The organism is Alishewanella tabrizica, from assembly GCF_014652375.1.
In the GTDB taxonomy this organism is placed as follows: domain Bacteria; phylum Pseudomonadota; class Gammaproteobacteria; order Enterobacterales; family Alteromonadaceae; genus Alishewanella; species Alishewanella tabrizica.
Map to the genome: position 1 here is coordinate 1 of NZ_BMYR01000015.1, position 24,178 is coordinate 24,178.

Below are 24,178 nucleotides of genomic sequence, written 5' to 3' on the forward strand. Positions count from 1 at the left end.
GCGGCGATTTACAAATGTCAGTACTGAAATCAGCTTACACATCTTGGCATACAACCTGAAACGGATTATATCGATTTGGGGTGTTGCGGGGTTACAAATGAAGTTCAAGGAGCTTTATCAATAGACAGGTTGTATTGCGTTTAACGTCTAGCCAGTTACAAAAACCACTTAATTATGTCGATTCCCTCAAATCAAACACGTTAAAAGTCAAAATTGCTCTTAGTTAGCTTGATACAGCAGAATTTTACCGATGCTCGGGATTGACCTGATCAAAAGTCAGGAAATATTGAGTTTTTACACAGCCTGCGCTCTAAGTGTAAATGGGTTCTTTCAAGGTGAGATCGGGCCAGTAGTATTGTGTATTGCCAAGCAAGGATCAGTTTACCGTGTTTAGGTAACGCCTATTAATGCCATTTTAATAGATGGTTGCCAGTTAACAAATTGGAGTAAGCCGCTCAGGCGTTAAAAAAATTTATGTTTAGCCGACATTAGGCCTGCCTTAAATTATGTAATTAGATTATGCTGAAATTACAACAATAAAAACGAAGGATTGAGTTATGCGCGCACTGATTGAAAAAGCAACAAACCTGCCCTCAGTTCCCAAAGTTATGCAAGAGCTGATTGCCAGCTTTAACAGTAACTCGGTGAGTGGCGAGCGTATTGCAACGTTATTATCGAATGACCAGGCTATTACTGCAAAAGTACTGCGTCTGGCTAATTCGGCAAAATACGGCGGCCATCGTAAAGTGGCATCGGTAAAAGAAGCTGTTCTGGTACTGGGTACTGATACACTCCGTACTCTGGTGTTATCGATTAGCTTGGCCAACAGTTTTAAACCGTTACCCGGTTTTGATTTAACCGCCTATTGGCATTACTCGTTTAAAATGGCGAGCCGCAGCAAATATATGGCTAAGCTGTTAAAAGTGGATCCCGAAACCGCTTATACCTGTGGTTTATTACACGGTATTGGCGAGTATTTACTGCATGTAGTTAAACCGGAGATTGCTGTACAAATTGATAAAGAAGTGGCAATGGGAAATAGACGCCGCGAAACAGAAATACGCCATGTGGGGTTCGACTTTACGCAATCTGGCGCTGAGCTGGCGCGCTTTTGGAATTTTCCAGAAGAGATTGCCTTGGCCATTGAGCATCAATATACCCCCGTATACGGGGGTAAATTAGATCCCTACGCTTCGCTATTAATGTTAAGCCGCTATTTGTTGGAGCATGAAAATGACGTTAAAGAAGAACGTTTTGAATTGTTTCCAGCAAAATTGGCGCATGCGCTGCATTTAAAGTTAGAAGATGTGTACAAGCACATTGCACAAATGCCTGATTTAGATAGTGATATTGCAGATTTATTGAGCTAAACACTGATTAGATCAACTTCAACAAAGGTTTTCATAAGAAAGCCTTTGTGTTGAAGTTGACATACCAGACCATTGAGCAGTAGCAACAATGTTGCTACTTAGCTAGAGTGATTAAATACTGCTTACCCAATCCGGTAAAAACTCAATAGCCCATAGCTCTAACACTTTGTCAAAACCGCTAAAAATCATCAGCGCAATTAACAACAAAGCATAGCCAAGCAGTTTGCGGCCAAATTTACCTGAGGTGCGCAGTTTCGATAGTTTTATCCCTGCCGCATAACCAATGGCGACTAACGGTAAAGCGGTGCCTAGGCCAAAAGCTAACATAACGGTAAATGACATCAGCATGCTTTGCCCAGTCGAGGCTAAGGCAATGGCAGCGCCCAAGGTTGGGCCAACGCAGGGTAGCCATACCAGCCCCAGCGAGCCTCCTACTACAAATTGAAATGCCGGATGATCAGTATTTTCGGTCACTTGCCCGCCAGAAGGTAAGCGACTGGTTAAGCGTGATAGCAACATCGAAAACTGCTGATTTAACCAATCAATACTCAAAACCAACCCCATGGCTAACATAAAATATGCCGCAAAGGTGCGCATAATCTCTGGCCCTAAACCGGCGCTGAGTAAGAGATAGGTCAGTAAAGAGCCGCCTATAGCAAAGGTTAATGCCAAGCCTGCCGCTAAAAACCATACGCCGGTGCGCGAGGCGCGCATTGCCGAAGCGGTAACCGCAGGGATCATCGGTAGCACACAGGGTGATAGCAGGCTAAGTAAGCCTGCTAACAGTGCTAAGGGGATAGCGGTAAATTCCATCGTTAATCCGCTTTCTTGTCATGTTCAGCTATTGCTGCGAATACAACTTTTTCTTTGGTTTGCGCTACGGTTAACCACAGTTGCTCTTCACCACGGTATAGCACTAAGGTAGATTGCCGCGGTGCTTTAAAATAGGTTACCCAGTCTTTTTGGTTGTCAAAATCCACTTCTAGCACCAGTAGTTCGCTTTGCGGGTTAGCGGCAAGGTAATCATTTAATACGTTATGTTGCTTGCGGCAGGTCGGGCACCATGGCGCGTAGACATCAATCAGAATCAGCTTGCCCTCAGCTTGTGCTTGGCGGAATACTTCTTCTGTAAAGGGCTGTTTATGCTTAGCCAAATGCTCAGTTGCAGCGGTCGCTGGGTTAAAGAAGAAAATCGCGCCGATAATGGCCAGTACAGCAAAGGTAGCAGTCAGTAGTGTTTTCATGTGAACCTCGTTAGTTAATAAAACGAGTTCAGTCTAAAACGAGGGGGTAAACAGGGCATCAGCCAGAACAACGGCGCTATCAACCAAAACACCGGTGTTAGGTTAAGGGTGATTTTAAGCAGTAAGATTTTTTACAGTGATATCCGCGGGTCAGTGCGAGCGCCAGCTTAGCTTTGGCTGCTGCGATATTCGCCAGGCGAAAGCCCTAATTGTTGTTTAAAAAAACGGATAAAGGCGGTAGCCGACTGATAACCCACAGCGTCGGCAATATGATCTAAACTGTGCTCGGTATGGATCAGCAAGTAGCGGCTTTTTTGCAGGCGCAACTGGTCTAATAATGATTTAGCCGTCATCCCCATAATTTTATGGCAGCGCTCGGCAAAAGCGCTTTTTGATAAATAGGCCAGCTCGGCCATATTGTCTACTGTCCAATTGGCTTCTGGTTTATCCATTACGGCCAACACTACACGTCTTAATGCTGTATCTTGTAATGCTGCCAATAGCCCTTGGCTGATCTGTTCATCGGTTAGCACCTGACGCAATAAATGCAGCACAACGACATCACTTAAGCGGCTAATTGCCGCTTGGTAACCCGGCTGGCGCAGCGCGGCTTCTTCTTGGATCAATGCGACTAGTGGTGCTAAACGCCCCGATTGCTGGTTTGCTGGCAAGTGAATATAGTCGGGCATAATTTGCAAGACGTTTGCTGTGAGCGGGGAGTGAATGGCAATGTCGTAGCAAACCAAGCCGCGTTCAATATGTTCAGGCACGCAGAAGTTTTGCAATGTTACCGGCGTGCTTTGCGCGGTAACCGGTTGGTCGCTGAGCCAATGGCGTAAACCATGGCTAAAAAAAATCGCATCACCGGCATGCAGTTGTATCTGTTCAGACAGGCGTCCGGGGATCGCCATCCATAAACTGCCTTGCGTCACAATATGTAAAGCCGCCTTATCAGATTTATCACTTAGCAAGTTCCAGTTATCACAAAAACCTGATTCAAAATGCAACGCCGATCCAAATGCCAGCTGGGCTAAAAGCTGATCTAAGGCTTCCGGTGTTTCGGTTGATAAGGGCGTTGTTTTGGTCATTGTGGGTTATTTTCCAGCTTTGTACACTTATTCAATAAGTTAGTCTAAAGTTTATCAAAGGCGTTGCAAAGTATCAGTTGCCAAAAGTACGTATTGTCACTTGCATCGTCTATCTTTGCAGCAATTGCTCTCGCTTAACAAGGGTTAAAACATGCTAAAGCCAATTCTGGTGGAAAATCGCCTGCAATTAGCCTTTATAGACACTATTTTGCAGCAGGTAAACACGGTTGATTACCAACAGGCGTTTCCTCTTGCAGGTGCGCCAACTATTGGTAAGCATATTCGGCATGTACTTGGGCATTATGCGCAATTACAACAGGCGGTAACTACTGGGGAAGTCGATTATCGGCAGCGGCAACGCGACAGGCTAGTGGAAACTAACCCCTTGGCGGCGCTGGGCTTGCTACAGCAGCAGCTGGATTGGCTGGAACGCTTAGCGCAGCTAAATACTAACCCTCATTTGCGCTATCAGTGTGCGGAAGGCGAGGGAACAACCAGTTTATTGCGTGAACTGGATTTTGTTGCCAGCCATACAGTGCATCATCTGGCGTTATTAAACATCTTGTTACAGCAGTTGGGTTATCTCTTGCCTGAGACGGCAGGTATGCATAGTTCTACCTTAGCGTATCTTCAGCCATGTGCACCTTAAGTTGGCAGTATCAAGCCGACGGTTTGCATTTAGTGTTTAACCGTGACGAGCAAGTCACTCGGCCAATAGCGTTATTGCCACAGACGGTGACCGAGCGCGGCATTGCGGCCATGATGCCGATAGATCCGCAAGGTGGTGGTACTTGGCTGGCAGTGAATGAACGCGGGCAAGTGTGGTGTTTGTTAAATGACTATGCGTCGTTAAAGAGCAAGCCTGCGGCAGGGGGCAGAAGCCGTGGTTTACTGGTTAAGCAATTGGCGCATTGCGCCAACCGCCAACAGCAAGATGCCATAATGCAGCAAGATAAACTGCAGGGCTATGCCCCTTTTAACCTGCTGTTATTTGCTAATTGGCAAGAGCCTGAGCAATGGCATTGGGATGGGCAGCAATTAAAACAGTATTTTGCGGTATGTTCACCTGTGTCGAGTTCTGGTCGTTGGCCTAGGCTAATACCTGCCTTACGGCGCTGGTATTGGCGCGCCAAGGTATCGCCTGCCACCACGGCTGCACAGCTGTTGGAGATACAGCGTACCGCTAAGCCGATAAATAGTTTTATCGGTATTGCTATGCAGCGGGCAAGCACCCAGACCGTTAGCACCAGCTATGTCCATTTGCATGCACAGGGCGCTTCCTTGAAATATTGGGCTGGGCATCCCCGGCAGCAAAGCCAGCAAGCCACGTGCGAAGTGGCTCTGTCCTGGTCGCAAACATGCCCGCCACGTTATAGTGGGTTTCAGCCGCTGGCGTTACCTGCTGTACTGGCAAAAACCTTACCCCAAGTGGCGGCCAAGTTACCAATATGGCAAATGCGCTGTTTGCAGCACTGCTTGGCCGAGCGACAACTTAACCAGGCATTGCGGCAGCTGAGTCAGCAGCCAGATCAGCATTTTTGTGATGGGGCTTTGCAGTATTTAGGCGTAATACCGCAGGTTATTGCTTGCCGTTGGCCTGCAGCACATAGCCGTCCGGTGTTTGTTTGTAACCATCCAACCGGTGGGCTGGATGGTTTATTGCTTATTGCACTGTTGCAAAAGCGTTATCCTGATCTGCAAGTGATCGCCAATAATGTGCTGCAGGTTGTTGCGCCATTGGCCTCTTTTATTCTGCCAGTACCAGTGTTTGCCAAGCCTGCCGCGGCAATACCGCAATTAACGACCGCTTTTGCGTCTAACTGCCCGTTATTAATTTTCCCTGCGGGGAGAACCGGGCGGCGAAATGCACAGCAGCAGATTGATGATGGGATCTGGGCCAAATTGGCGGTAACGCTTAGTCTACGCGCACAGCGCACTCTGACTTTGCTGCATATCGATAGCCATAATTCGCGCTTATTTTACGCTATAGCCACGCTGCGTAATGCGCTACATATCACCACTAATCTTGAAATGTTTTTACTTAGCCGCGAAATGCTGAAGCCTGCAGTCAAGCAGCCTAGAATTTTTGTCGATATTCCAATGCATCCAATAGAACTGGAAGCTTTGGCAGACTCAGATTGGCAACGTGCACAGCGTTTAAAACAACGCGGTATGCAATTGCCTGTTATTTATAAGGAGCAGCAAGATGCCGCAGGCTATACCTCTTGCAGTCGACGTACCCGCTGAGCATATCCAAGCGGAGTTACAGCAGTTAACGCCACTGGCGCAGTTTCGGGGGTTACAGATTTTTAGCGCTGATGCCCAGCAGATCCCCCACACTATGCAGCAAATTGGTTTGATCCGTGAGGCGGTGTTTCGGCAGGCGGGGGCAGGGCGCAATTTACCGCGCGATTTAGACGCACTCGATTATGCTGAACCGGCTTATCAGCAACTGGTTGTATGGGACCCACAGCGTTTGCAGCTGGTAGCCTTGTACCGTTATCAATTAGGTTGGCTGGCGGCCCAGCATGGCCAGCACATTTTGCGAACCAGTCAGTTATTTACCTATAGCAAGGCGTTTACCGAGCAGGTATTGCCTTATGCCATCGAGCTGGGGCGCTCGGTGGTTAACCCCGCCGCGAAAGCTAGCACCTTAGGTTTTTTTGCGCTCTGGCTTGGCCTAGGGGCGTTGTTAGTTCGCCACCCGCAGCTGCAATACTTTTTTGGCAATGTTACGCTTTATCCACAACTTGGCCAGGCCGCTATGCAGTTGATCGTGCAGTATTGTCAGCAGCTGTATCCGTCTCCCTCACCGATGCTACAAGCCAAGCCTGAACTGTGTTACAAGGCAGCGATGTTAGCGGTTGATGCAACATTGCGGCAAGCCAGTGCCGAACAACGGGTTAAACATTTACAGGATCTGCTTAAACCTTTGGCGTGCCGTATTCCCCCCGTGTTGCAGTCTTATCTCAGTGTGGGGAATGCGATCTGGTTTGATGATGTCGCGTTGGATCATGACTTTGGCGGTGCTTATGAACAAAGCATCATAGTGCCCTTGGCGGCGTTAAGTAGCAGCTTTCGGCAACGTTTTCTGGAGTGTCATCTTTAACATCGTGATCGATTTATTCCGCTCGCATTGACAAGGCCCGCGTTAGCACTGAGACTGCGTTTATTGTTGAGTCGCATTCAGGAACTATGTACATGATCAGTTACGTTCAGCAACATCGCTTAACACTGCAATTAGGTAATACCTTACCTGCTGCTCAATCGTTATTAGTGTTAGCGGGGCAGCCAGAACTGGCAAACGCTTTGGCCCAAAATCCCACGGCGGCCGAGCTGTTAACCGCTATTGAGCAAGCCTATCAAGACGGTTACGAGCAGCAAGCCTCTACCGAATTTGAGTTACAAGGCATCGCCTTTGCAGGTTATGGTGATCCTTTATTGCATTTAGAGACTTTGAGTGAGGTGTTACCTGCGTTTAAAGCCCAGCGCCATGGCGTGCCAGTGACCTTGGTGACCTATGGTTTAGTGTCTGCGGCTGAGGCTGAAACGTTGTGCCAGCAGTTGCTAGCGCTCGAAGTAGAGCGGCTTGAGGTATTTTTACCCGCTGCCACTCCCCCTGCGTATCAACACGCCGTGCAGCCTTTGCAGTATGGTTTTGCCGAGGTATGCCAGTTTATTCATACCGCAGCAGATGCAGGTTTATATGTCAGTTGTTTTGCTAATGCGCCAGTAAAAGAAATTGCGGCCATACGCGCGTTAGCGCGCGAGCTTGGCGCGCGTGAGTTGTTAATAAAGGATATTTAGTGCTACAGGAGATAGGTGCTCGGAGCTTTTTACTGTGCAGTGTTTAACACTGCGATATTACGCCCGGCTTTTTTCGCGGCGTATAAGGCTTCATCGGCCCGTTTTAGTAGGGCCATTGGTGCTTCGGTTTTCTGTTTGATACAACAGCCTAAGCTAATGGTAACGGTCACGGTTTTTTCACCCGCGCTGCGGCCACGTTGTTGTTTACCGTTATCCGCTTGGCTGGGGCGATTAGGTTTGCGGATCACCAGCGGGTATTCTGCTACCGCCAGCCGTACCTCTTCGAGTTTTTCTTCTAAGCGTTCAACATCGTTGTGGTTAAACACCAGCGTAAACTCTTCTCCACCGTAACGATAGGCGGTGAGTCCTTTTATTTGGCTTAACAGCGATCCCAACAGTTTTAGTACCTGGTCCCCCACATCATGGCCATAGGTGTCGTTAAACTTTTTAAAGTGATCAACATCCAGCATACATACTGCGCTGCGGCGGCCTAAACGGTTTAAATGTGACATAAGCGCGCGGCGTTGCGGCAATTGCGTTAGCTCGTCTATATAGGCTAAATGCAGCATTTGTAAGGCAAGTGTCAATAATATGGCCAAGGTAGCGGCAATTATTGCCCAGCCAGCCAATGCCAGATTGTGGCTATATTGAATACTTACTAAGGTGGCAAGCCAGACGGCAAATTGGCCCCATTGCGCCGGATGCCTGGGGGCTAAATTAATGCTGATTAACCAAAGTCCCGCAATAATGGTGCAAAACCACGCATGTAACCACGTAAAGTGCTGGCTACCGGGTAGGGTATTAAACACGATGGGCGGCAATTGCGCGGCAGTAAGCCATGTGCTTAGTGGCAATACCAAGCTTAGCAACAAGAGTGCGGGGCCGCTTAATAACAGTAATAGTCCGGCCGGTTTAGTCATAAGTGGTTTGGGTAGCAGGGCCAGTGCGAGCATCATGCTCGCACTGAGCAGTGGCAGTACCGTAAGATAATTTATAGGGCTATCGGCTATGAGTACGCGGCTAGATTGATAATGTAACACCGCGAAATGGCTGGCTAAGAGAACGATCCAATACACCCATTCTGTTTGTCGCATTAATAAAGCCAACCCTAATACCGTTGCTAGTGCTAGGTAGGCGGTGCCGGGAAAAGGTAATAACGTAAATACGGCCAAATGCGGATAAAATCCCAAGGCAATCAACAACAATACGACAGGTAAGAGGATAATAGCAGGCAATGTAACCTCAGGTTGGCAGCGCAGTTAGTTAAAGAATGGCATTTCGCAACAAGGCTTATGGAAGCGCTAGTGTAACAGTATCTGGTTAGCAAAATATAGCGTGATAACGATAGCGTGATAAAGGCTGATGCATATCCGGCAGGGGACTGGTAAAATAGTACAGCATATCTTCAGCGCCTTTTCTGGCCAGGAACATCGTGAACGCACTTGTTAGCTTTTTATCTACTTTATGCCTGTTAGGGACGCAGAATCGCCTGTGGAAGCTAGGCGCAGTGTTGGTATTTTTAGGGGTAATAACGGGGTGTGCTTCGGTATCGGTAGATACGGTAGATAGTCGCGATTACGTAAAGCAGCGGCGTGGTGATGTGCTCACTACGGGTGAACTTAGCCAATATACTGGCGTAGTATTGCAAATTTTAGGGCTGGATGAAAAAAGCTGCCAGCGCCAAGCTTCACAATGTGCTGATATGTTAAGTACTGCCATGGGATTAACCACCGAGCAGCGTTTGTCTACCATGGCCGAGCTGTGGTTACATCAAGCCTTATGGTATGGCAAGCCAAGACAAAAAGCGTTATTGGCAGAGTTAGATGCCTATCTGATGAGTGCGCGTTATGCTTATGCTTATCTGTTTTACTCTGGTGTAGCGCCTTACGAGCGCTTATTTGCAGATCGGCAAACGCAAGTGCGTGATTATTATAATTTTGCTGTTCAGCAAGCGGCCACCTTATTGTTTGCTCAAGAGCAGCGGCGTTGGCTATCTGAATCGACCACGGTGTTGCACACGGATAAGTGGCAGTTACGCAGTTTATTGCAGCATCAACGCTTTCGAGAACAGGGTTTACCCGAGCAATTGTTGCCGGCGAATAATTGGTCTTTTCGGGGATTACGTAATCAATATCGGCGCGATGGTTTAGGGGCTGAATTGGTCGCGATAGGAAAAAGCAGCCAACGTTGGCAAAGCGAGCAGGGCTTTAGTGAGCTACCGGTACCGGTTGTTACGGCGTTATTAAGTTTTGGTGGCGAGACCTTAGAAGAGGTATTACGCACGAATCAAGCAACGTTACATGTGTTGGATCCTCTGCAGCAACGCGACGTAAAGATTGCCGGCAATCCGGTACCCTTAGCCGCAAATTTTACTGCGGGCTATGGCTTGTGGTTAGCCCGTTCCGATTTTTCCCGCCAAGCGTTTTGGAATTTAATGGGCACCCGTGATGCCTTAGCCGAGCCGCACTTGTTCTTAATGCAACCGTACGATCCCGATCGCAAAATTATTGTCATGTTGCATGGCATTGCTAGCAGCCCCGAAGCGTGGGTCAATACGGCGAATGAGGTATTAGGCGATGATACCCTGCGCGAAAATTATCAGGTATGGCAGTTATATTATCCTACCAATTTACCGCTGATCATAAATGTACAAAGTATTCGGCAAAGCATCCATCAAGCCCTACAGCATTTTGACCCGGCGGGCAGTGCGGCCGCTTCGCAAGATATGGTATTAATTGGCCACAGTATGGGCGGCTTATTGTCGCGCTTGTTGGTGTCGAATTCGGGTGAACAGGTGCTACAGCGGATTTTAGCGCAGCGGCATATGTCGGTTGAGCGCAAAGCCGTATTTTTCGAACGTTTTCATCAAGATCTTACCTTTAATGCGCTGCCGGGTGTTACCCGAGCTATTTTTGTGGCGGCGCCACATCGCGGTACCAGTGTGGCTGATAATCGCCTAGCCCGTTGGTTGGCGGGGTTAATTACCTTACCCGTAGCGGTATTAGAGCGCTTTGCCCAAGCGGCTGAGTTATTGGCCGATCCTGATGATGCCGAATCGACCAAGGTAGTGCGTTTTACCAGTATCGAAAATCTGAGTGATAAAGATGGTTTTATTATCGCGGCGGCAGATTTACCCATTAGCCCTGCTGTGCGTTACCACTCTATTATTGGTGTTGAACAACCCGCGCTACCCATTACTGAACAATCGGATGGTGTCGTTCCTTACTTAAGTGCGCATTTGGAGGGGGCTGAATCGGAAATGATTATTCGTTCGGGCCACAGTGTACAAGAAACGTCAGCCGCTATTTTAGAAATACGACGTATTCTGCATCAGCATTTGGTGGAGCTACCAAATTAATTTAGCATGTCTATGTTGTGAGGTGATTCACTAAAATGTGCTGAGTGATTAGCGCCTGTGATTTAAACAAATTGGACTTGCTTTTAGCAAGTCCAATTTGTACTTCTACTTGAAGATTAGTAATTTACTGAAATATTGTCTGAACAGGTGCTGCTACCTGTTTGACAGATACGGTAGGTTAAAGTACCCGTGCCACGTAGATTAGTATTGTCAGTATAATTGCCGGTATTATTTACGGTAGCGATTCTGCTGTTATTCCGGAATATATCAACTTGGTTGCTGTTAGCGCCGGTCCAACTTAAATCTGCACGAACCCTGTTGGATACTTTATACGTAACTGCGTCTAAAAGGATAGGGCCGCTGGAATCTCCTCCTCCATTATCGCCACCGCCATTACCCGCGTCACCGGCACATCCAAAGGTCGATAACTGTTGATGAGCAGCTAACGCTTTTACGATGCCATATCCAAAATAGACATCTTTTCCTGACGTGCCAGCATCTTGCGCTGTTGTTTTAAGTGCTTGGCGGATCTCAGTACCGGTACAAGTAGGATGATTAGACCAAACCAAAGCAGCAATACCGGCTACGGCAGGTGTTGCCATTGACGTTCCACTCATATAGCCATAATCAGCCGCACCAACAGAAATATTGGCGCTACCTGCTGAAATAATACTATTACGATCTTCCAAGGCGACACCAACAGCAGGGATAGAAGTCGTGTTAGTTGTTCCTAAGGTTGCAGCGAGTAATCCTGGCTCATTGTTGATGATAATTGCACCAATACCACCTGAAAGCTCACAGTTACGAACTTTGTCCACAAATGAAATTTGACCGCGATCTATGGTACACACCTTTCCTGCTGCTGCTGTATTTGTCGTGGTTGCAAGCCCCATGTAATAGGTTTGACCAGAAACAGAACCTTGGTTTTCCATTGCCGATGCAGCATAACCGGTGTTATCCATGGTTAAGCTGGCCATTGTCGCACCACCAGAGGGATAAGTTGACAGGGTATCCACTCCACCAGCAGTTGCCTCGACACAGAAACCATCATGTGTTTCTGTTGTTTGGGTTTTCCCTCTTCCAGAAGAAACAGTACAGCTTGGGAACTGAGAAAAAGACGCGATTTGATTGTTGGCATCATTTGCGCCAATCATCATGACTGATTTATAGCCTGCAGGATATGAGCGCGTAGTGTTGCCCGAATTACCTGCTGCAGCAAGAACCAAGCCGCCATTAGCAGTAAAATTATTAAAAGCATTTTCTTCAGTGCTGTTTGCGCCACCGCCACCTAAGCTCATGTTAATAATCTTTGCGCCTGCAGCAGCACATAAATTAGCTGCATGGGCCAAGCTAGATGAATAGCCCCAACCGCTATCGTTAAATACTTTTATAATATGCAGCGGGTTACCTGGCGCCATACCAATAACGCCAAAGGTGTTATCGGCTGCGGCGATAGTTCCGGCGACATGTGTGCCGTGAGGGCCGCCATCACGAAACCAATCCCCCGTTCCTGAATCACTATTGCCAGTAACACGAGACCAGACAAAATCGGGGTTATATCCACCTGTTTCGCCCGTCTCACGTGAAATGCCTGAATCAATAACACACACTTTTTTTGCATTATTTAGTTGTAGCGTTAGTAAGTTTGCTTGCGATTGATAAATAGCATAGGGTTTTAGTTGTTGTGCATTGGGATTACCCGCATCGTCTTTAAATAATGACATGGGGTAACGACGTTGATCTATTTCAATTAATTTAATGTGCGGGTTATTTAATAAACCACGAACCTCTTCGAGGTTTCTCCCATCAAAAGTGGCAGCGATAAATCCATCAGAATCTATTTCAATGTGCCCACCCATACGAACGGTAAGCGCTTTGACAATGCCTTTATTACCATTTTCTACTTGGATGACATAACGATCACTTGCCATTGCATGGGAAGCAAGGCCTAAAGCAAGTAATGTGGCTAACGATACGCGTGTCAATTTATTAGAATTCATAGCGAGGTTCCTACATATAATCCTGGGGCAATAATTGCCTATGTTTTTATTCGTCGACCAAAAGTGTGATTTGGTCGCATTCCTAATGTGGAATAAACCAGTAATTGCACGGAGAAAAATAAAAAGCAAGTAGTTAAATCATGTTTTCCTAAAAGGCTCAAAATGTGTAAAAAAAACGCACTAAAAACGTTTTTTAAATGTATTGAAAACCTGGTTGATCATATTTAGCTTTGGTATCGCTATGCAGCATCTTTATGCTTGCGGCAGATCAAAGCAATCACCCCAACAAGCCTTTATATTGTCGGTTAAACTTCATGCAGATAAGGGTAAAGGATGAAAGCACCTTTGTGGGATGCCGCCTTAGTGGCGAAATACAATATGAATGGGCCGCGTTATACATCCTATCCCACGGCGCTTGCTTTACAGCCAGATTTTGCACTAAGTACACGGGTTAATGCCATACAGGGTGCAAGTAGCGCGCTAAGCCTGTATGTACATCTACCGTTTTGTCAGCAGCTTTGTTATTACTGCGGTTGCAATAAAGTGGTGACTCGCCAGCAGCATAAAGCCGATCAGTATTTAACCGCGCTGGCGCAAGAAATGATGCTATACCAGCCGCTGGTGCAGGATAAGGTGATTTCGCAACTGCATTTTGGTGGCGGTACGCCAACATTTTTAACCGAAGCGCAGTTAAGCCGGTTGCTGGCATTGTTACGGCAGCATTTCAGCATTTTACCTGATGCAGAGATTAGCATTGAAATCGATCCGCGTAGTTGCAGCGACGAGAAGCTGCGCCATCTAAAGCAGTTGGGTATTAATCGCGTGAGCTTTGGGGTGCAGGATCTGGATGAAACCGTCCAGATTGCGATAAACCGCGTGCAAGATACCGCACTGATCCGCCATCAGGTGGCGTTGTGTCGTGAACTGGGCTTTCGCTCTATCAATTTAGATCTTATTTATGGTTTACCGTATCAAAACGCAACATGTTTTGCTGAAACCCTCGCCGAGGTCATTCGGTTAAACCCCGATCGTATTTCGTTATTTAGCTATGCACATTTACCTGAACGCTTTGCGGCGCAGCGTAAATTTGCGGCCAGCAGTTTGCCGCAGCCCACCGAGAAGTTGGCACTGATGCAATTGGCAATTCAACAGTTTGTGGCCGCGGGGTATCAGTGTATCGGTATGGATCATTTTGCCAAACCTCATGATGCGCTCGCCCTGGCCCAGCAAGCGGGTAAATTACAACGTAACTTTCAAGGTTATACTACGGCCGGCCAAGATGCCTTGCTAGGATTAGGCGTATCCAGTATCAGCCAAGTAAACGGCGTGTTGTGGCAAAACAGTAAGGACTTATCAGCCTATTATAATGATATGACCTTTGCTACAACGACAGGAACGCTCCCTGCTGCACGTGGGTTTGCGCTAAGCTGGGATGATCGTTTACGTGCCGCCCTGATTAGCCAAGTGATTTGTCATTTTACCTTAGATATCGCTGCCTTTAGCCAACACTGGCAGCTAACGCATTTTTGGCAGTATTTCGAAACAGCCTTACAACAGTTACAACCCTTTATGGAAGATGGTTTGATCGAGGTCTATGCCGAGCGACTGCAGGTAACACCCTTAGGGCGGCTTTGGGTACGCAGTATCTGCGCCTGTTTTGATGCTTATTTGCCGCAAGTACAACGGCAGCTGCAGTATTCTTCTGTGGTATAAAAAGTTGCTTCAGCCGCTATTCAGCCGTTAGCGTCACAATTAGCAGAAGATTAGCCAGAAATGGAGCCTGCTATGAAAACAGGTATGAACAAAACGCTGTTAATTGCGACTTTAATGACTTTGCCGGCTTGGCCTTTGGCGGCACAGCAACGGGGTTATGATCCCACTGAGCAAGTGGTAAAAGAAGTCGTGGCCTTTACCTTACACCGTGCGGCTGAAGAAATACTACGGGTATCGCGCATTGATCCAGTTTATCAAGGCTACAGCCGGCACTATGTTGTACGGCATGCCCCGCCACGGTTAGATTCTTACAGCCGTAAACAGCTGCATCGTTTAGCGGCCGATCATCAGCGTAAGCTGGCGGGATATGAGCGTGAACTGGATCGCGAGTTAGATAAACTGGCGCGTGAATATCAGCGTGATACTCGAAAATCTAAGGGGCATCAACGTAAAGCGCATGACAAGTTTCAACGTAAAGTTGAACAGGCGTACGATAAGTTTGCCTTTAAAACGGCGCGTGAGCATGATCGCTTTGATCAACAACGGGACCGTTTTTTACGTAGCATCAGAGGATAACACGTCTTGGCCTTTACTGTGTTTTGCCACTAAGTGGCAGCTGTTTATAACGGCATAGTGCATCTTTATGATATTTTCGATAAAACCGAAATCAAACTAGGGTGTTGGTAAACGTTGAGCTGAAACGCGCGGAAATAAAAAACGCCAGTGTAATATTGTTATAAACACTGGCGTTTTGTGTTTAACCTTACTTTGTAAAGTAAGTGTTGTTATTGCCCGCTCAGCGGGTGCGTTCCCTGGATAGTTGCCTTTTTAGGTGCATTCCATATAAAGCAGCTACTATGCCAAAAGTAAAAAACCATATTATTCAATTGTTTGTGCTATTTATTTAATGTCTAATGATTTTTTAGTTCCTTTTTTGGTGCATTCTTGCACCGAAATGGGTACGGCTATGTACTTGTTGCTTTTAATCCTCATTCTTTGCTGCACACTATTGCAATGTGCTAATGCTCTGCCTACTATGCTTTTATACCTTTACTTAAGCAGATTTATCTATGGCGTCTCTGTTAAGTTCCGAGGAAATGTTAAAACCTGTTGCCATGCTAAGTTCTGAGGAAATTTTCCGACAATTAGCCGATGTTTTGGCGCAAAGTGGTTATCCGAATTTTTTACCCTCCTTAGTGCAGCGGGTGGCGGAGATTTTAGCGGTTGATTACTGCTTAATTGCCGAAACCAGTTCTGATCCTGCGCAAGCACAAACCCTTGCCCTGTGGGGACAAGGCAAGCTACTCGATAATATTCGCTATCCTTTAAAAGGGTCGCCTTGTGAAACTGTGCCCGAGCGCGATCCCTGTTTATATTCGCAGGGCGTTTGCCAAGCTTTTCCAGAGGATCAGTTATTAATTGATTTAGGAATTGAAAGCTATTTAGGCATGCCTATTCTGACCAGCAGTGGTAATAAGCTGGGCATTTTATGCATTATGACAACCTCGCCTCTGCATTTGCCGGACATTGGCCGCGAGGTATTACGTATAGCAGCAGCACAAATTGGGGCAGAATTAGAACGTACGCAAAGTGCCCACTTTATTCGTAAACTTACATACCGCGACACTGTAACGCAACTGCCTAACCGTGCACATTTATTAGAAACGCTGCAAAACTGGCCCCATACGGGTACTGTCACGTCGGCCTTAGGTATCGTGCTCGTTGATATTTGCCGTTTTAAAGAAATTAACGATATTTTCAGTTTTAAAATTGGTGATGAAGTATTGCAGGCCGTGGCACAACGTTTACGCACCGCTTTACCTGAAAGCTGTTATATCGCGCGATATTCAGCCGATGAATTTGCCTTAATTACCCCTATTAATTCAGCGCAAGAGTTACAACTGGTATGCCATAGCGTGCAACAGCTGTTTGTGGCTGCCCTGCATTGTGCCGGCAAAGCCTTTATGCTGGATATAAATTTAGGCTGTGCTATATCTGGCTTGGCTGAATTAAACGGTGCCGAGTTATTGCGTTTTGCCAGTATTGCCTTGGCTGAAGCAAAACAAAGTGGCCAAGAGGTGAAGTTTTTTGAACCTGCTATGAGCCAAGCCTTAAATCAACGGCAAAAGGTACTGGAAAAGTTTCTTGTTGCCTTGCGTACCGAGCAATTGAGTTTACATTATCAACCCCAATTTGAACTGGCCAGTGGCGTATTATCAGGTGCTGAAGCTTTATGTCGTTGGCATGATGCTGAGTGGGGCTGGATCAGTCCGGCAACGTTTATTCCGCTTGCCGAAGAGCGCGGTTTAATGCCGGAGCTAGGTAATTGGGTGATGCAAACCGCCTGTCGGCAACTGCGCGCATGGCAAGCACAAGGCTGGCAATTGCCAGGACGTTTATCGATTAACGTGTCGGCGCGCCAGTTAGAGAGCGAGCATCTGATCAGTGAGTTTACTCGGTGTAGTAGTGGTATTGCTCCTGAACAGATTGAGCTGGAATTTACCGAGTCGCTCATTATGCGTAATCCGGAACAATCGCTGCGTTTAATGGCTGATCTTGAAGCCATGGGGTTTTGTTGGGCGATAGACGATTTTGGTACCGGTTACTCGTCATTAGCCTATCTCACGCGGTTTCGGGCGACTACCTTAAAAATTGATCGGGCTTTTATTAGCAATATTCCTGGCGATCATCACCATAATATGGTGGTAAAAACCATTTTGGCGATGGCCAACAGCTTAAATATGATCACCATTGCTGAAGGGGTAGAAACGGCTGAACAAGCTGCGTATTTACAGCAATTAGGCTGTGATCGTGCACAGGGCTATTGGTTTGGTAAACCCGTGAGTGCTGCGGATTTTGCGCAAACGTGGTTGGCTAAATCTACCGTAAAATAAACCCTTGGTTCCACAAAGTTGTCGTAATTTTCATTTCTTTCGCCTTGTAATCCTATAAATGTATTGCGCAGCGGTGCGTTATTTTAACGTGCCTTAGGCACGGCTAATCGCAAGTTACCGCTACGCTGCTTGAAAACATACAGTCATGTATGTATATTGCTGCAACATAATCTTCGCTATTCAACTTTCCATCTTTCTTCAGGGGCAACCTATGCGTAACAGCATATTATTTCTGCGTAATAGCAGTATTTTCGTGATCGCGTTAGCAGTATTAAGCGCATGTAGTGAACCCAGTGCACCCGCTGCTGTTGTGGCACCGACACCCGAGGTAAGCACCTATCAGATTCAAGCCAGCACGGTAGCGTATACGTCAGCGTTACCGGGGAGAACGACCGATTTTCGTCAAGCTGAAATTCGGCCACAAGTCAGTGGCATTTTACAAAAGCGCTTATTTACCGAAGGTCAGCAAGTGGCTGCGGGAGATGTGCTGTATCAAATTGATCCCGCCACTTATCAGGCGGCGTTAGCCACCGCCGAGGCAAATGTGAGCCGGGCGCAGGTTACATTAGCCAATGCAAAGCTGCGTCATTCGCGTTTACAAGGGTTGCTCAGCACGCAAGTCGTTAGCCAACAAGATGTGGACGACGCTAATGCGGTTGTCATGCAAGCCGACGCTGATGTTAAAGCCGCTTTAGCACAACGCCAAACCGCACAAATCAATGTGAACTATACCCAAATCAAAGCCCCCATTTCTGGGCAAATTGGGCGGTCGATGGTCACCGAGGGCGCATTACTTACGGCAAATCAGGCAGAAATTTTAGCCACAATTCGCCAATTAGATCCCATCTATGTCGATTTAACGCAATCTGGCAGTGAATTGCTGCAATTACGCCGTCAATTTCCAGAGGCGCAGCAACACGCTGTGGCGGTGTCGCTGACCTTGGATGATGGCAGTGCCTATGCACAAACTGGAGAGTTGCAATTTTCAGAAGCCAGTGTCGATCCCAGCACCGGGATGATTACGTTAAGAGCCGTTTTTCCTAATCCTCAGGGCGAATTACTACCAGGGATGTTTGTGCGGGCCAGTTTAGCGCAAGCACAGCAAGCTGATGCCTTATTGGTGCCACAAACCGCAGTGATTCGAACGCCAAAAGGGGGCGCGAATGTGATGGTGGTGTCGCCTGATGGTACGGTTGAATCGCGGCCGGTAACGCTGGGGCGAATTCATGAGCAATACTGGGTTGCCGAGTCAGGTTTAAGTGCCGGCGAGCAAGTGATTGTTGCCGGTTTACAAAAAGTGCGGCCAGGTATGCAGGTAAACGCTACCCCGGTTCAGGAGTAAGCTATGGCGAATTTTTTTATTAATCGGCCAATTTTTGCTTGGGTAATTGCCATTGTGATCATGTTGGCGGGCTTACTCTCGATTAAGCAACTGCCAATAGAACAATATCCGCGCATTGCGCCGCCAGCGGTCACCATTTCAGCCGCCTATCCTGGCGCTTCTGCACAAACGGCCGAAGACGCAGTAACCCAGGTTATTGAACAAGCTATGAATGGCTTAGATAACCTGATGTATATGTCGGCGCAAAGTGATTCCTCGGGCAACATCAGCTTAACCTTAACCTTTGAAACCGGCACCGATGCCGATATTGCACAGGTTCAGGTGCAAAATAAATTGCAACAAGCCTTGCCGTTACTGCCACAAGAAGTGCAGCAGCAAGGGGTGCGTGTGGCTAAATCTAATGGTTCTTTCCTGATGGTGGCGGCCTTTATCTCCAGCGATGGCAGCATGCAGCGTGATGATATTTCTGACTTTGTGGTCGCGAATATTCGCGATCCGATCAGCCGTACGGCGGGGGTGGGTAACGTTACGGTATTTGGTAGTCAGTATGCGATGCGGATCTGGCTAGATGCCGATAAACTGAATCAGTTTGGCATGACGCCTGCCGATGTCACGGCCGCAATACGCATACAAAATAATCAGGTAACTGCAGGACAACTCGGCGGCACACCTGCGCTGCCAGGTCAGCAATTTAATGCGGCAATTTTGGCGCAAACCCGTTTAACCAGTGCCGACGAATTTGCTCAAATTTTATTACGCGTGAATCAAGATGGTTCTACGGTAAGGTTGGCCGATGTGGCGCGGGTAGAGCTGGGCGGCGAAAGCTATGCGAATAATGCCCGTTTTAATGGTAAAGAAGCCACTGGCTTAGCGATAGAAATGGCCACCGGTGCCAATGCGCTGGATACGGCTGCTGCGGTGAAGCAGCGTTTGGCTGAGCTAGAGGCATATTTCCCAGCAGGGTTGGAAATGGAAATTCCTTACGATACGACTCCCTTTGTAGAATTATCGATTAGCTCGGTAGTGAACACACTGATTGAAGCCGTGATCTTGGTTTTTTTAGTGATGTATTTGTTTTTACAAAACTTCCGCGCCACGTTAATTCCTACCTTAGCAGTACCAGTGGTGTTATTGGGTACTTTTGGGGTGATGGCGGCGTTTGGCTTTACCATTAACACCCTAACCATGTTTGGTATGGTGCTAGCCATTGGTTTGCTGGTAGACGATGCCATTGTGGTAGTCGAAAACGTAGAGCGGGTGATGACCGAAGAAGGGCTATCGCCCATTGAAGCAACCCGTAAATCGATGGCACAAATCACCGGTGCTTTGGTTGGGATTGGTTTAGTGTTGTCGGCCGTTTTTGTACCTATGGCCTTTTTTGGTGGGGCCACCGGCGCTATTTATAAACAATTTTCGATTACTATCGTAACCGCCATGGCGTTATCGGTATTAGTCGCCTTAATTTTTACCCCGGCGCTTTGTGCCACCATGTTAAAAGCAGGACACGGTCATCAACCGAAAAAAGGCTTTTTTGGCTGGTTTAATCGTGGATTTGATCGTAGTAACACGAAGTATCAGCGTGGCGTAGCAGGCATGTTAAAACGGCCGGTCCGCTCTATGTTGGTATACGGTGCTATTGTTGCCATTATGGCCGTAATGTTTATTCGTTTGCCAACCTCGTTTTTACCAGAGGAAGATCAGGGCATTTTCCTAACCATGGTGCAATTGCCAACGGGTGCCAGTATTGAACGTACTGATGCGGTACTTGCTAAGGTGACTGAACATTATCAACAAGACAACGCGGTTATTTCTGCTTTTACGGTCAGTGGTTTTAGCTTTGCAGGCCGTGGTCAGAATGTGGGCTTAGCCTTTGTGCGGTTAAAAGACTGGTCTGAGCGTGGGCCGGAAGATAGTGTACAAGCCGTTATTGGCCGCGCCTTTGGCTTTTTCTCCACGGTAAAAGAAGCGCAAATTTTTGCTTTCAACTTGCCGCCCATTGCCGAGTTAGGGCGAGCAACCGGGTTTAATCTGTATTTGCAAGATCGCGCCGGTTTAGGGCACGACGCCTTACTGGAAGCGCGTAATACCTTGCTAGGTAAGGCAGCGCAACAGCCTAACTTGATGCAAGTGCGTCCGAACGGCATGGAAGATGCCGCGCAATTACAAATTGAAGTGGATCAACTGAAAGCACAAGCCTTAGGCGTGTCGTTAAGTGAAATTAACCAAACCTTAGCCATTGGGTGGGGCTCGTCTTATGTTAACGATTTTGTTGATCGTGGTCGCGTGAAAAAAGTGTATGTACAAGCCGAAGCCGAGTTTCGGATGACACCGGAAGATTTAACCAAATGGTATGTTCGTAACAATCAAGGCGAGATGGTCAATTTTGCCAGCTTTGCCACCAGCCATTGGCAGTTTGGCCCACAGCGTTTAGAACGATACAACGGTGTGGCCGCGATGGAAATTCAGGGGGAGCCTGCACCTGGCGTAAGTTCGGGCGATGCCATGGCCACCATGGAACAGTTAATTGCACAATTGCCGGCAGGGATTGATTTTGAATGGACGGGTACATCGTATCAGGAAAAGCTTTCCGGCTCACAAGCACCCGCTTTATATGCATTATCTATTTTAGTGGTGTTTCTATGCTTAGCAGCGCTGTATGAAAGCTGGTCGGTGCCGTTTGCGGTAATTTTAGTCGTGCCACTGGGGATCTTTGGTGCGCTCTGTGCGGCGTACATGCGCGGCTTGGGTAATGATGTGTACTTTCAAGTGGGCTTACTTACAACCATGGGTTTGGCCTCGAAAAACGCCATTTTGATTGTGGAGTTTGCACGCGATTTACAGCAACAAGGCAAAGAGTTGGTCGCGGCGATTTTAGAAGCAGTACGGTTACGTTTGCGTCCAATCATTATGACGTCGATGGCCTTTTCGTTAGGGGTGTTGCCGTTAGTGATTAGCTCAGGTGCGGGGTCAGCCAGCCGGAATGCTATTGGTACAGGCGTGTTGGGCGGCATGATTTCCGCAACGGTATTAGCGGTATTTTTAGTGCCTATTTTTTACTATGTGGTGATGCGGGTATTTGCGGTTAAAGCGACCACTGCGTCTGTAAATGCGCAGCCTGGCTATTCAGAAAAGCCTGAGTAAGCGTCACCATTTACCGCTAGCGCGCTGCGCTAGCTTAAAAGTTTGTACCTTTGCCAGTCTGTATGTTTCGGCGTCAGGCTGGCTTTTTTATGCCTTGCAGTATCACATCGATATAGGCGGCAGCGTGTGTTAAATCACAAAACGCCGGTTGTAATAAATGTTTGCGAATTAAGCCGCCAATATACGCATGGATGGCACCAGCTGTTAAATCGGGATCAATCCCATCCTGTAACATGCCTGCGACTCTGGCGCGTTGTAAGGTGCGGCTTATTACGGCTGTGGCGGCCCGATCTAATTCTTCTTGTTTCGAGACAGCGGGGTTTAATTCATCCATATATTCACAGCGGTGAAATATAATGGATAACACCCGATGATAGCGTTCGCTATGGGCTATCATTAGCAGCGATTGCACGAGGTGATCTCTAAGTTGGGTTAGTGGATCGCCCTGCGGCTGAGCATCTAACTCACTGAGCATTTGTTGAAAGGGCAAACGAATACGTTCTAGCATTGCGCCAAATAAGGCCGATTTGTTGTCAAAATGCCAATAAATTGCGCCTCGAGTAAGACCTGCAGCACACGCAATTTTTTCAAGGGTCGTGCGTGACACCCCATGTAAATAAAACATGTGTTCCGCTGCATCTAAAATTTGTTCGCGGGTTGCTTCTGCTTCTACTTTGGTTTTACGTGCCATAAGGAAGTTATCAATACTGCTTTAACAAAACGACGTTACCGCTAGTTTAGCATGGTTTGGTAATATCATGCCTTAACCACTAAATCATGATCCAGCCCGATACGATAAAGGCCAGTAAAGCAAATGCGCCACAAAACAGCGCATAGGGTAATTGTGTTTTCACATGCTCAAGTAAGTCGCAGCCTGCGGCCACTGAACTTACGGCGGTGCTGTCGGAAATAGGCGAGCAGTGATCACCAAAAATACCGCCGCTAAGAATCGCCGCCAATACTAAGGGGGCCGGTAAGCCAAGGAGCATCACCATGGGTATTCCTATGGGAATGAGAATCGCGAAGGTCCCCCAACTGGTGCCGGTGGTTACTGACATTAATGATCCCGCTAAAAATAACAGCGCGGGAATTAAAAAGTGTGGGATGTTTTGATCTACCATGCTGGCAATCACCGCACCCGTACCTAATACTTTTAAGCTGGTGCCCAGTGCCATCGACAACAATACAATCGTCACCACTGGCAACAGTTCAGCAATGCCTTTAAAGCCAATGTTCACCAGCTCTTGATGTTGAAAACGGCGGCTAAACAACATCATGCTGTACGCCACTAAGCAGGCTAGCACGGTTGCGTATAGCACCGATTTTGAGCCTGAACCTTGCACTAAATTACCGTTGCCGGTAAATAACATAAACGCCACCATCGACAAGACCAGTGTTAGCAAGGGCACTAGCATGTAACTTGGATGCGAAGCAGGTGTTTCAATCTCGGTGGGGGCAGTATGCTGCTGCATCTGTTGCTCAGAACGACGTAACGCGCCATACACCTTGCCTGTAATCACGGTATACAACACAACGGCTAGCGTAAATAAGGCATAAAAATTTAATGGAATACTGCCCAGTAATACTGATACCGCAGGCATAGGCAAGTCATAGCTGCTAAGCAAGCCCAGCACATAAGCGCCCCAACCGTTAAGTAATATAATGATACAAATAGGTGAGCTGGTGCTATCGATAATATAAGCTAATCGTGCACGGCTCATGTTAAATTTATCAAATAAGCCGCGCATACTAATGCCTTTGGTCAGCGAGCTTAAATTAGATTCAATAAAGGTAAAAAAGCTGATCCCAAAGGTCAGTAAACCGGCCTGACGAGCGGTGCGGGCAATGCCTTTGTTAACCAAAAAAGTGACTGTCGCGGTGACCCCGCCGGAGTAACGCACATAGGCCAATAAGCTACCGACTAACAGCGAAAACAGTAAGATCCGCGCATTACCGGCATCGGCGGTAACCTCAATAATCCGTTCAATGGTTTGAATACTGCCGGTAAGGAGCAGGCCTGGGCCAAGGTGTTGTCCCTGTTGGATAAAAATGAGTAATTCCGCGGTGCACAATGACAACAACAACGCCAATATGACCTCTTTGCGCCAGAGCACTACGGCAATAGCGACAATAGCGGGTAACAGGGTAAGCCAGTTTTCCACGATATTCTCCGTTGTCTGGTCGCGTGAAATAGGATGCGGTTTGCAAGCGTATTATTTAA

The 24,178-nt window shown here is 47.3% G+C and carries 18 protein-coding genes; 11 read left to right on the plus strand and 7 right to left on the minus strand.

Going from position 1 to position 24,178, the window contains the following annotated elements:
* The first annotated feature begins 557 nt into the window (after positions 1–557).
* Entirely contained in the window at positions 558–1,370 is an 813-nt protein-coding gene (locus IE070_RS15150) for an HDOD domain-containing protein (protein WP_189484044.1), read from the plus strand.
* A 111-nt stretch (positions 1,371–1,481) separates the two neighbouring features.
* On the opposite strand, the gene IE070_RS15155 is transcribed toward IE070_RS15150, so the two are convergent.
* The 3 genes from IE070_RS15155 to IE070_RS15165 all read right to left on the minus strand — a co-directional run bounded on the left by IE070_RS15155 (position 1,482) and on the right by IE070_RS15165 (position 3,702).
* Positions 1,482–2,183 (minus strand): cytochrome c biogenesis CcdA family protein, encoded by a 702-nt coding sequence (locus tag IE070_RS15155; RefSeq protein WP_189484045.1) that lies wholly within the window; start codon positions 2,181–2,183, stop codon positions 1,482–1,484.
* Positions 2,184–2,185: 2 nt separating this feature from the next.
* Positions 2,186–2,614 carry a thioredoxin family protein gene (locus IE070_RS15160; RefSeq protein WP_189484046.1) on the minus strand — a complete coding sequence of 143 codons (429 nt, stop codon included), beginning with the start codon at positions 2,612–2,614 and terminating at the stop codon, positions 2,186–2,188.
* Between the two features lie 167 nt (positions 2,615–2,781).
* Positions 2,782–3,702 carry an AraC family transcriptional regulator gene (locus IE070_RS15165; RefSeq protein ID WP_189484047.1) on the minus strand — a complete coding sequence of 307 codons (921 nt, stop codon included), beginning with the start codon at positions 3,700–3,702 and terminating at the stop codon, positions 2,782–2,784.
* A 151-nt stretch (positions 3,703–3,853) separates the two neighbouring features.
* Here IE070_RS15165 and IE070_RS15170 point away from each other — a divergent pair, with 151 nt between their 5' ends.
* The 4 genes from IE070_RS15170 to IE070_RS15185 all read left to right on the plus strand — a co-directional run bounded on the left by IE070_RS15170 (position 3,854) and on the right by IE070_RS15185 (position 7,509).
* Positions 3,854–4,351 (plus strand): DinB family protein, encoded by a 498-nt coding sequence (locus IE070_RS15170; protein WP_189484048.1) that lies wholly within the window; start codon positions 3,854–3,856, stop codon positions 4,349–4,351.
* Positions 4,339–5,949 (plus strand): NRDE family protein, encoded by a 1,611-nt coding sequence (locus tag IE070_RS15175; RefSeq protein WP_189484049.1) that lies wholly within the window; start codon positions 4,339–4,341, stop codon positions 5,947–5,949. The genes IE070_RS15170 and IE070_RS15175 overlap by 13 nt, the downstream gene beginning before the upstream one ends.
* Positions 5,909–6,811: a GNAT family N-acyltransferase gene (locus tag IE070_RS15180; protein WP_189484050.1), complete on the plus strand. Its 903-nt coding sequence runs from the start codon at positions 5,909–5,911 to the stop codon at positions 6,809–6,811. Before IE070_RS15175 ends, IE070_RS15180 begins: the two co-directional genes overlap by 41 nt.
* Positions 6,812–6,903: 92 nt before the next feature.
* Complete coding sequence (locus tag IE070_RS15185; RefSeq protein WP_229797096.1) at positions 6,904–7,509, plus strand: hydrolase TatD; 606 nt, start codon at positions 6,904–6,906, stop codon at positions 7,507–7,509.
* 29 nt (positions 7,510–7,538) lie between these two features.
* Here IE070_RS15185 and IE070_RS15190 read toward each other — a convergent pair whose 3' ends face one another.
* On the minus strand, positions 7,539–8,744 hold the full coding sequence (locus IE070_RS15190) for a GGDEF domain-containing protein (protein ID WP_189484052.1): 1,206 nt from the start codon (positions 8,742–8,744) through the stop codon (positions 7,539–7,541).
* A 197-nt stretch (positions 8,745–8,941) separates the two neighbouring features.
* Between IE070_RS15190 and IE070_RS15195 the strand changes: the two genes are divergently transcribed.
* Positions 8,942–10,867, plus strand: coding sequence for an esterase/lipase family protein (locus IE070_RS15195; RefSeq protein WP_229797097.1), 1,926 nt, complete (start codon positions 8,942–8,944; stop codon positions 10,865–10,867).
* Positions 10,868–10,983: 116 nt separating this feature from the next.
* Here the strand turns inward: IE070_RS15195 and IE070_RS15200 are convergent, their stop codons facing one another.
* On the minus strand, positions 10,984–12,867 hold the full coding sequence (locus IE070_RS15200) for a S8 family serine peptidase (protein WP_189484053.1): 1,884 nt from the start codon (positions 12,865–12,867) through the stop codon (positions 10,984–10,986).
* Between the two features lie 333 nt (positions 12,868–13,200).
* On the opposite strand from IE070_RS15200, the gene hemN reads away from it, so the two are divergent.
* The 5 genes from hemN (at position 13,201) to IE070_RS15225 (ending at position 21,957) form a co-directional block, all read left to right on the plus strand.
* On the plus strand, positions 13,201–14,580 hold the full coding sequence (gene hemN, locus IE070_RS15205) for an oxygen-independent coproporphyrinogen III oxidase (RefSeq protein WP_189484054.1): 1,380 nt from the start codon (positions 13,201–13,203) through the stop codon (positions 14,578–14,580).
* A gap of 72 nt (positions 14,581–14,652) precedes the next feature.
* Entirely contained in the window at positions 14,653–15,156 is a 504-nt protein-coding gene (locus IE070_RS15210; RefSeq protein WP_229797098.1) for a hypothetical protein, read from the plus strand.
* Between the two features lie 494 nt (positions 15,157–15,650).
* Positions 15,651–17,474, plus strand: a complete 1,824-nt coding sequence (locus IE070_RS15215; RefSeq protein ID WP_229797099.1) for a sensor domain-containing phosphodiesterase — start codon at positions 15,651–15,653, stop codon at positions 17,472–17,474.
* A gap of 211 nt (positions 17,475–17,685) precedes the next feature.
* Positions 17,686–18,816, plus strand: coding sequence for an efflux RND transporter periplasmic adaptor subunit (locus IE070_RS15220; RefSeq protein ID WP_189484056.1), 1,131 nt, complete (start codon positions 17,686–17,688; stop codon positions 18,814–18,816).
* Positions 18,817–18,819: 3 nt separating this feature from the next.
* Entirely contained in the window at positions 18,820–21,957 is a 3,138-nt protein-coding gene (locus IE070_RS15225; protein ID WP_189484057.1) for an efflux RND transporter permease subunit, read from the plus strand.
* Between the two features lie 73 nt (positions 21,958–22,030).
* On the opposite strand, the gene IE070_RS15230 is transcribed toward IE070_RS15225, so the two are convergent.
* Positions 22,031–22,648 (minus strand): TetR family transcriptional regulator, encoded by a 618-nt coding sequence (locus IE070_RS15230; protein ID WP_189484058.1) that lies wholly within the window; start codon positions 22,646–22,648, stop codon positions 22,031–22,033.
* A 79-nt stretch (positions 22,649–22,727) separates the two neighbouring features.
* Positions 22,728–24,119, minus strand: coding sequence for a Na+/H+ antiporter NhaC family protein (locus tag IE070_RS15235; RefSeq protein WP_189484059.1), 1,392 nt, complete (start codon positions 24,117–24,119; stop codon positions 22,728–22,730).
* Positions 24,120–24,178 lie beyond the last annotated feature (59 nt).

Excerpts from the sequence above, each read along its gene's own strand:
- IE070_RS15150 (WP_189484044.1), top strand. The coding sequence starts at position 558 with ATGCGCGCACTGATTGAAAAAGCAACAAACCTGCCCTCAGTTCCCAAA.
- IE070_RS15160 (WP_189484046.1), bottom strand. The coding sequence starts at position 2,614 with ATGAAAACACTACTGACTGCTACCTTTGCTGTACTGGCCATTATCGGC.
- IE070_RS15225 (WP_189484057.1), top strand. The coding sequence starts at position 18,820 with ATGGCGAATTTTTTTATTAATCGGCCAATTTTTGCTTGGGTAATTGCC.
- IE070_RS15215 (WP_229797099.1), top strand. The coding sequence starts at position 15,651 with ATGGCGTCTCTGTTAAGTTCCGAGGAAATGTTAAAACCTGTTGCCATG.
- IE070_RS15170 (WP_189484048.1), top strand. The coding sequence starts at position 3,854 with ATGCTAAAGCCAATTCTGGTGGAAAATCGCCTGCAATTAGCCTTTATA.
- IE070_RS15155 (WP_189484045.1), bottom strand. The coding sequence starts at position 2,183 with ATGGAATTTACCGCTATCCCCTTAGCACTGTTAGCAGGCTTACTTAGC.
- IE070_RS15180 (WP_189484050.1), top strand. The coding sequence starts at position 5,909 with ATGCCGCAGGCTATACCTCTTGCAGTCGACGTACCCGCTGAGCATATC.
- IE070_RS15210 (WP_229797098.1), top strand. The coding sequence starts at position 14,653 with ATGAAAACAGGTATGAACAAAACGCTGTTAATTGCGACTTTAATGACT.
- IE070_RS15185 (WP_229797096.1), top strand. The coding sequence starts at position 6,904 with ATGATCAGTTACGTTCAGCAACATCGCTTAACACTGCAATTAGGTAAT.
- IE070_RS15200 (WP_189484053.1), bottom strand. The coding sequence starts at position 12,867 with ATGAATTCTAATAAATTGACACGCGTATCGTTAGCCACATTACTTGCT.
- IE070_RS15165 (WP_189484047.1), bottom strand. The coding sequence starts at position 3,702 with ATGACCAAAACAACGCCCTTATCAACCGAAACACCGGAAGCCTTAGAT.
- IE070_RS15220 (WP_189484056.1), top strand. The coding sequence starts at position 17,686 with ATGCGTAACAGCATATTATTTCTGCGTAATAGCAGTATTTTCGTGATC.
- IE070_RS15230 (WP_189484058.1), bottom strand. The coding sequence starts at position 22,648 with ATGGCACGTAAAACCAAAGTAGAAGCAGAAGCAACCCGCGAACAAATT.
- IE070_RS15175 (WP_189484049.1), top strand. The coding sequence starts at position 4,339 with ATGTGCACCTTAAGTTGGCAGTATCAAGCCGACGGTTTGCATTTAGTG.
- hemN (WP_189484054.1), top strand. The coding sequence starts at position 13,201 with ATGAAAGCACCTTTGTGGGATGCCGCCTTAGTGGCGAAATACAATATG.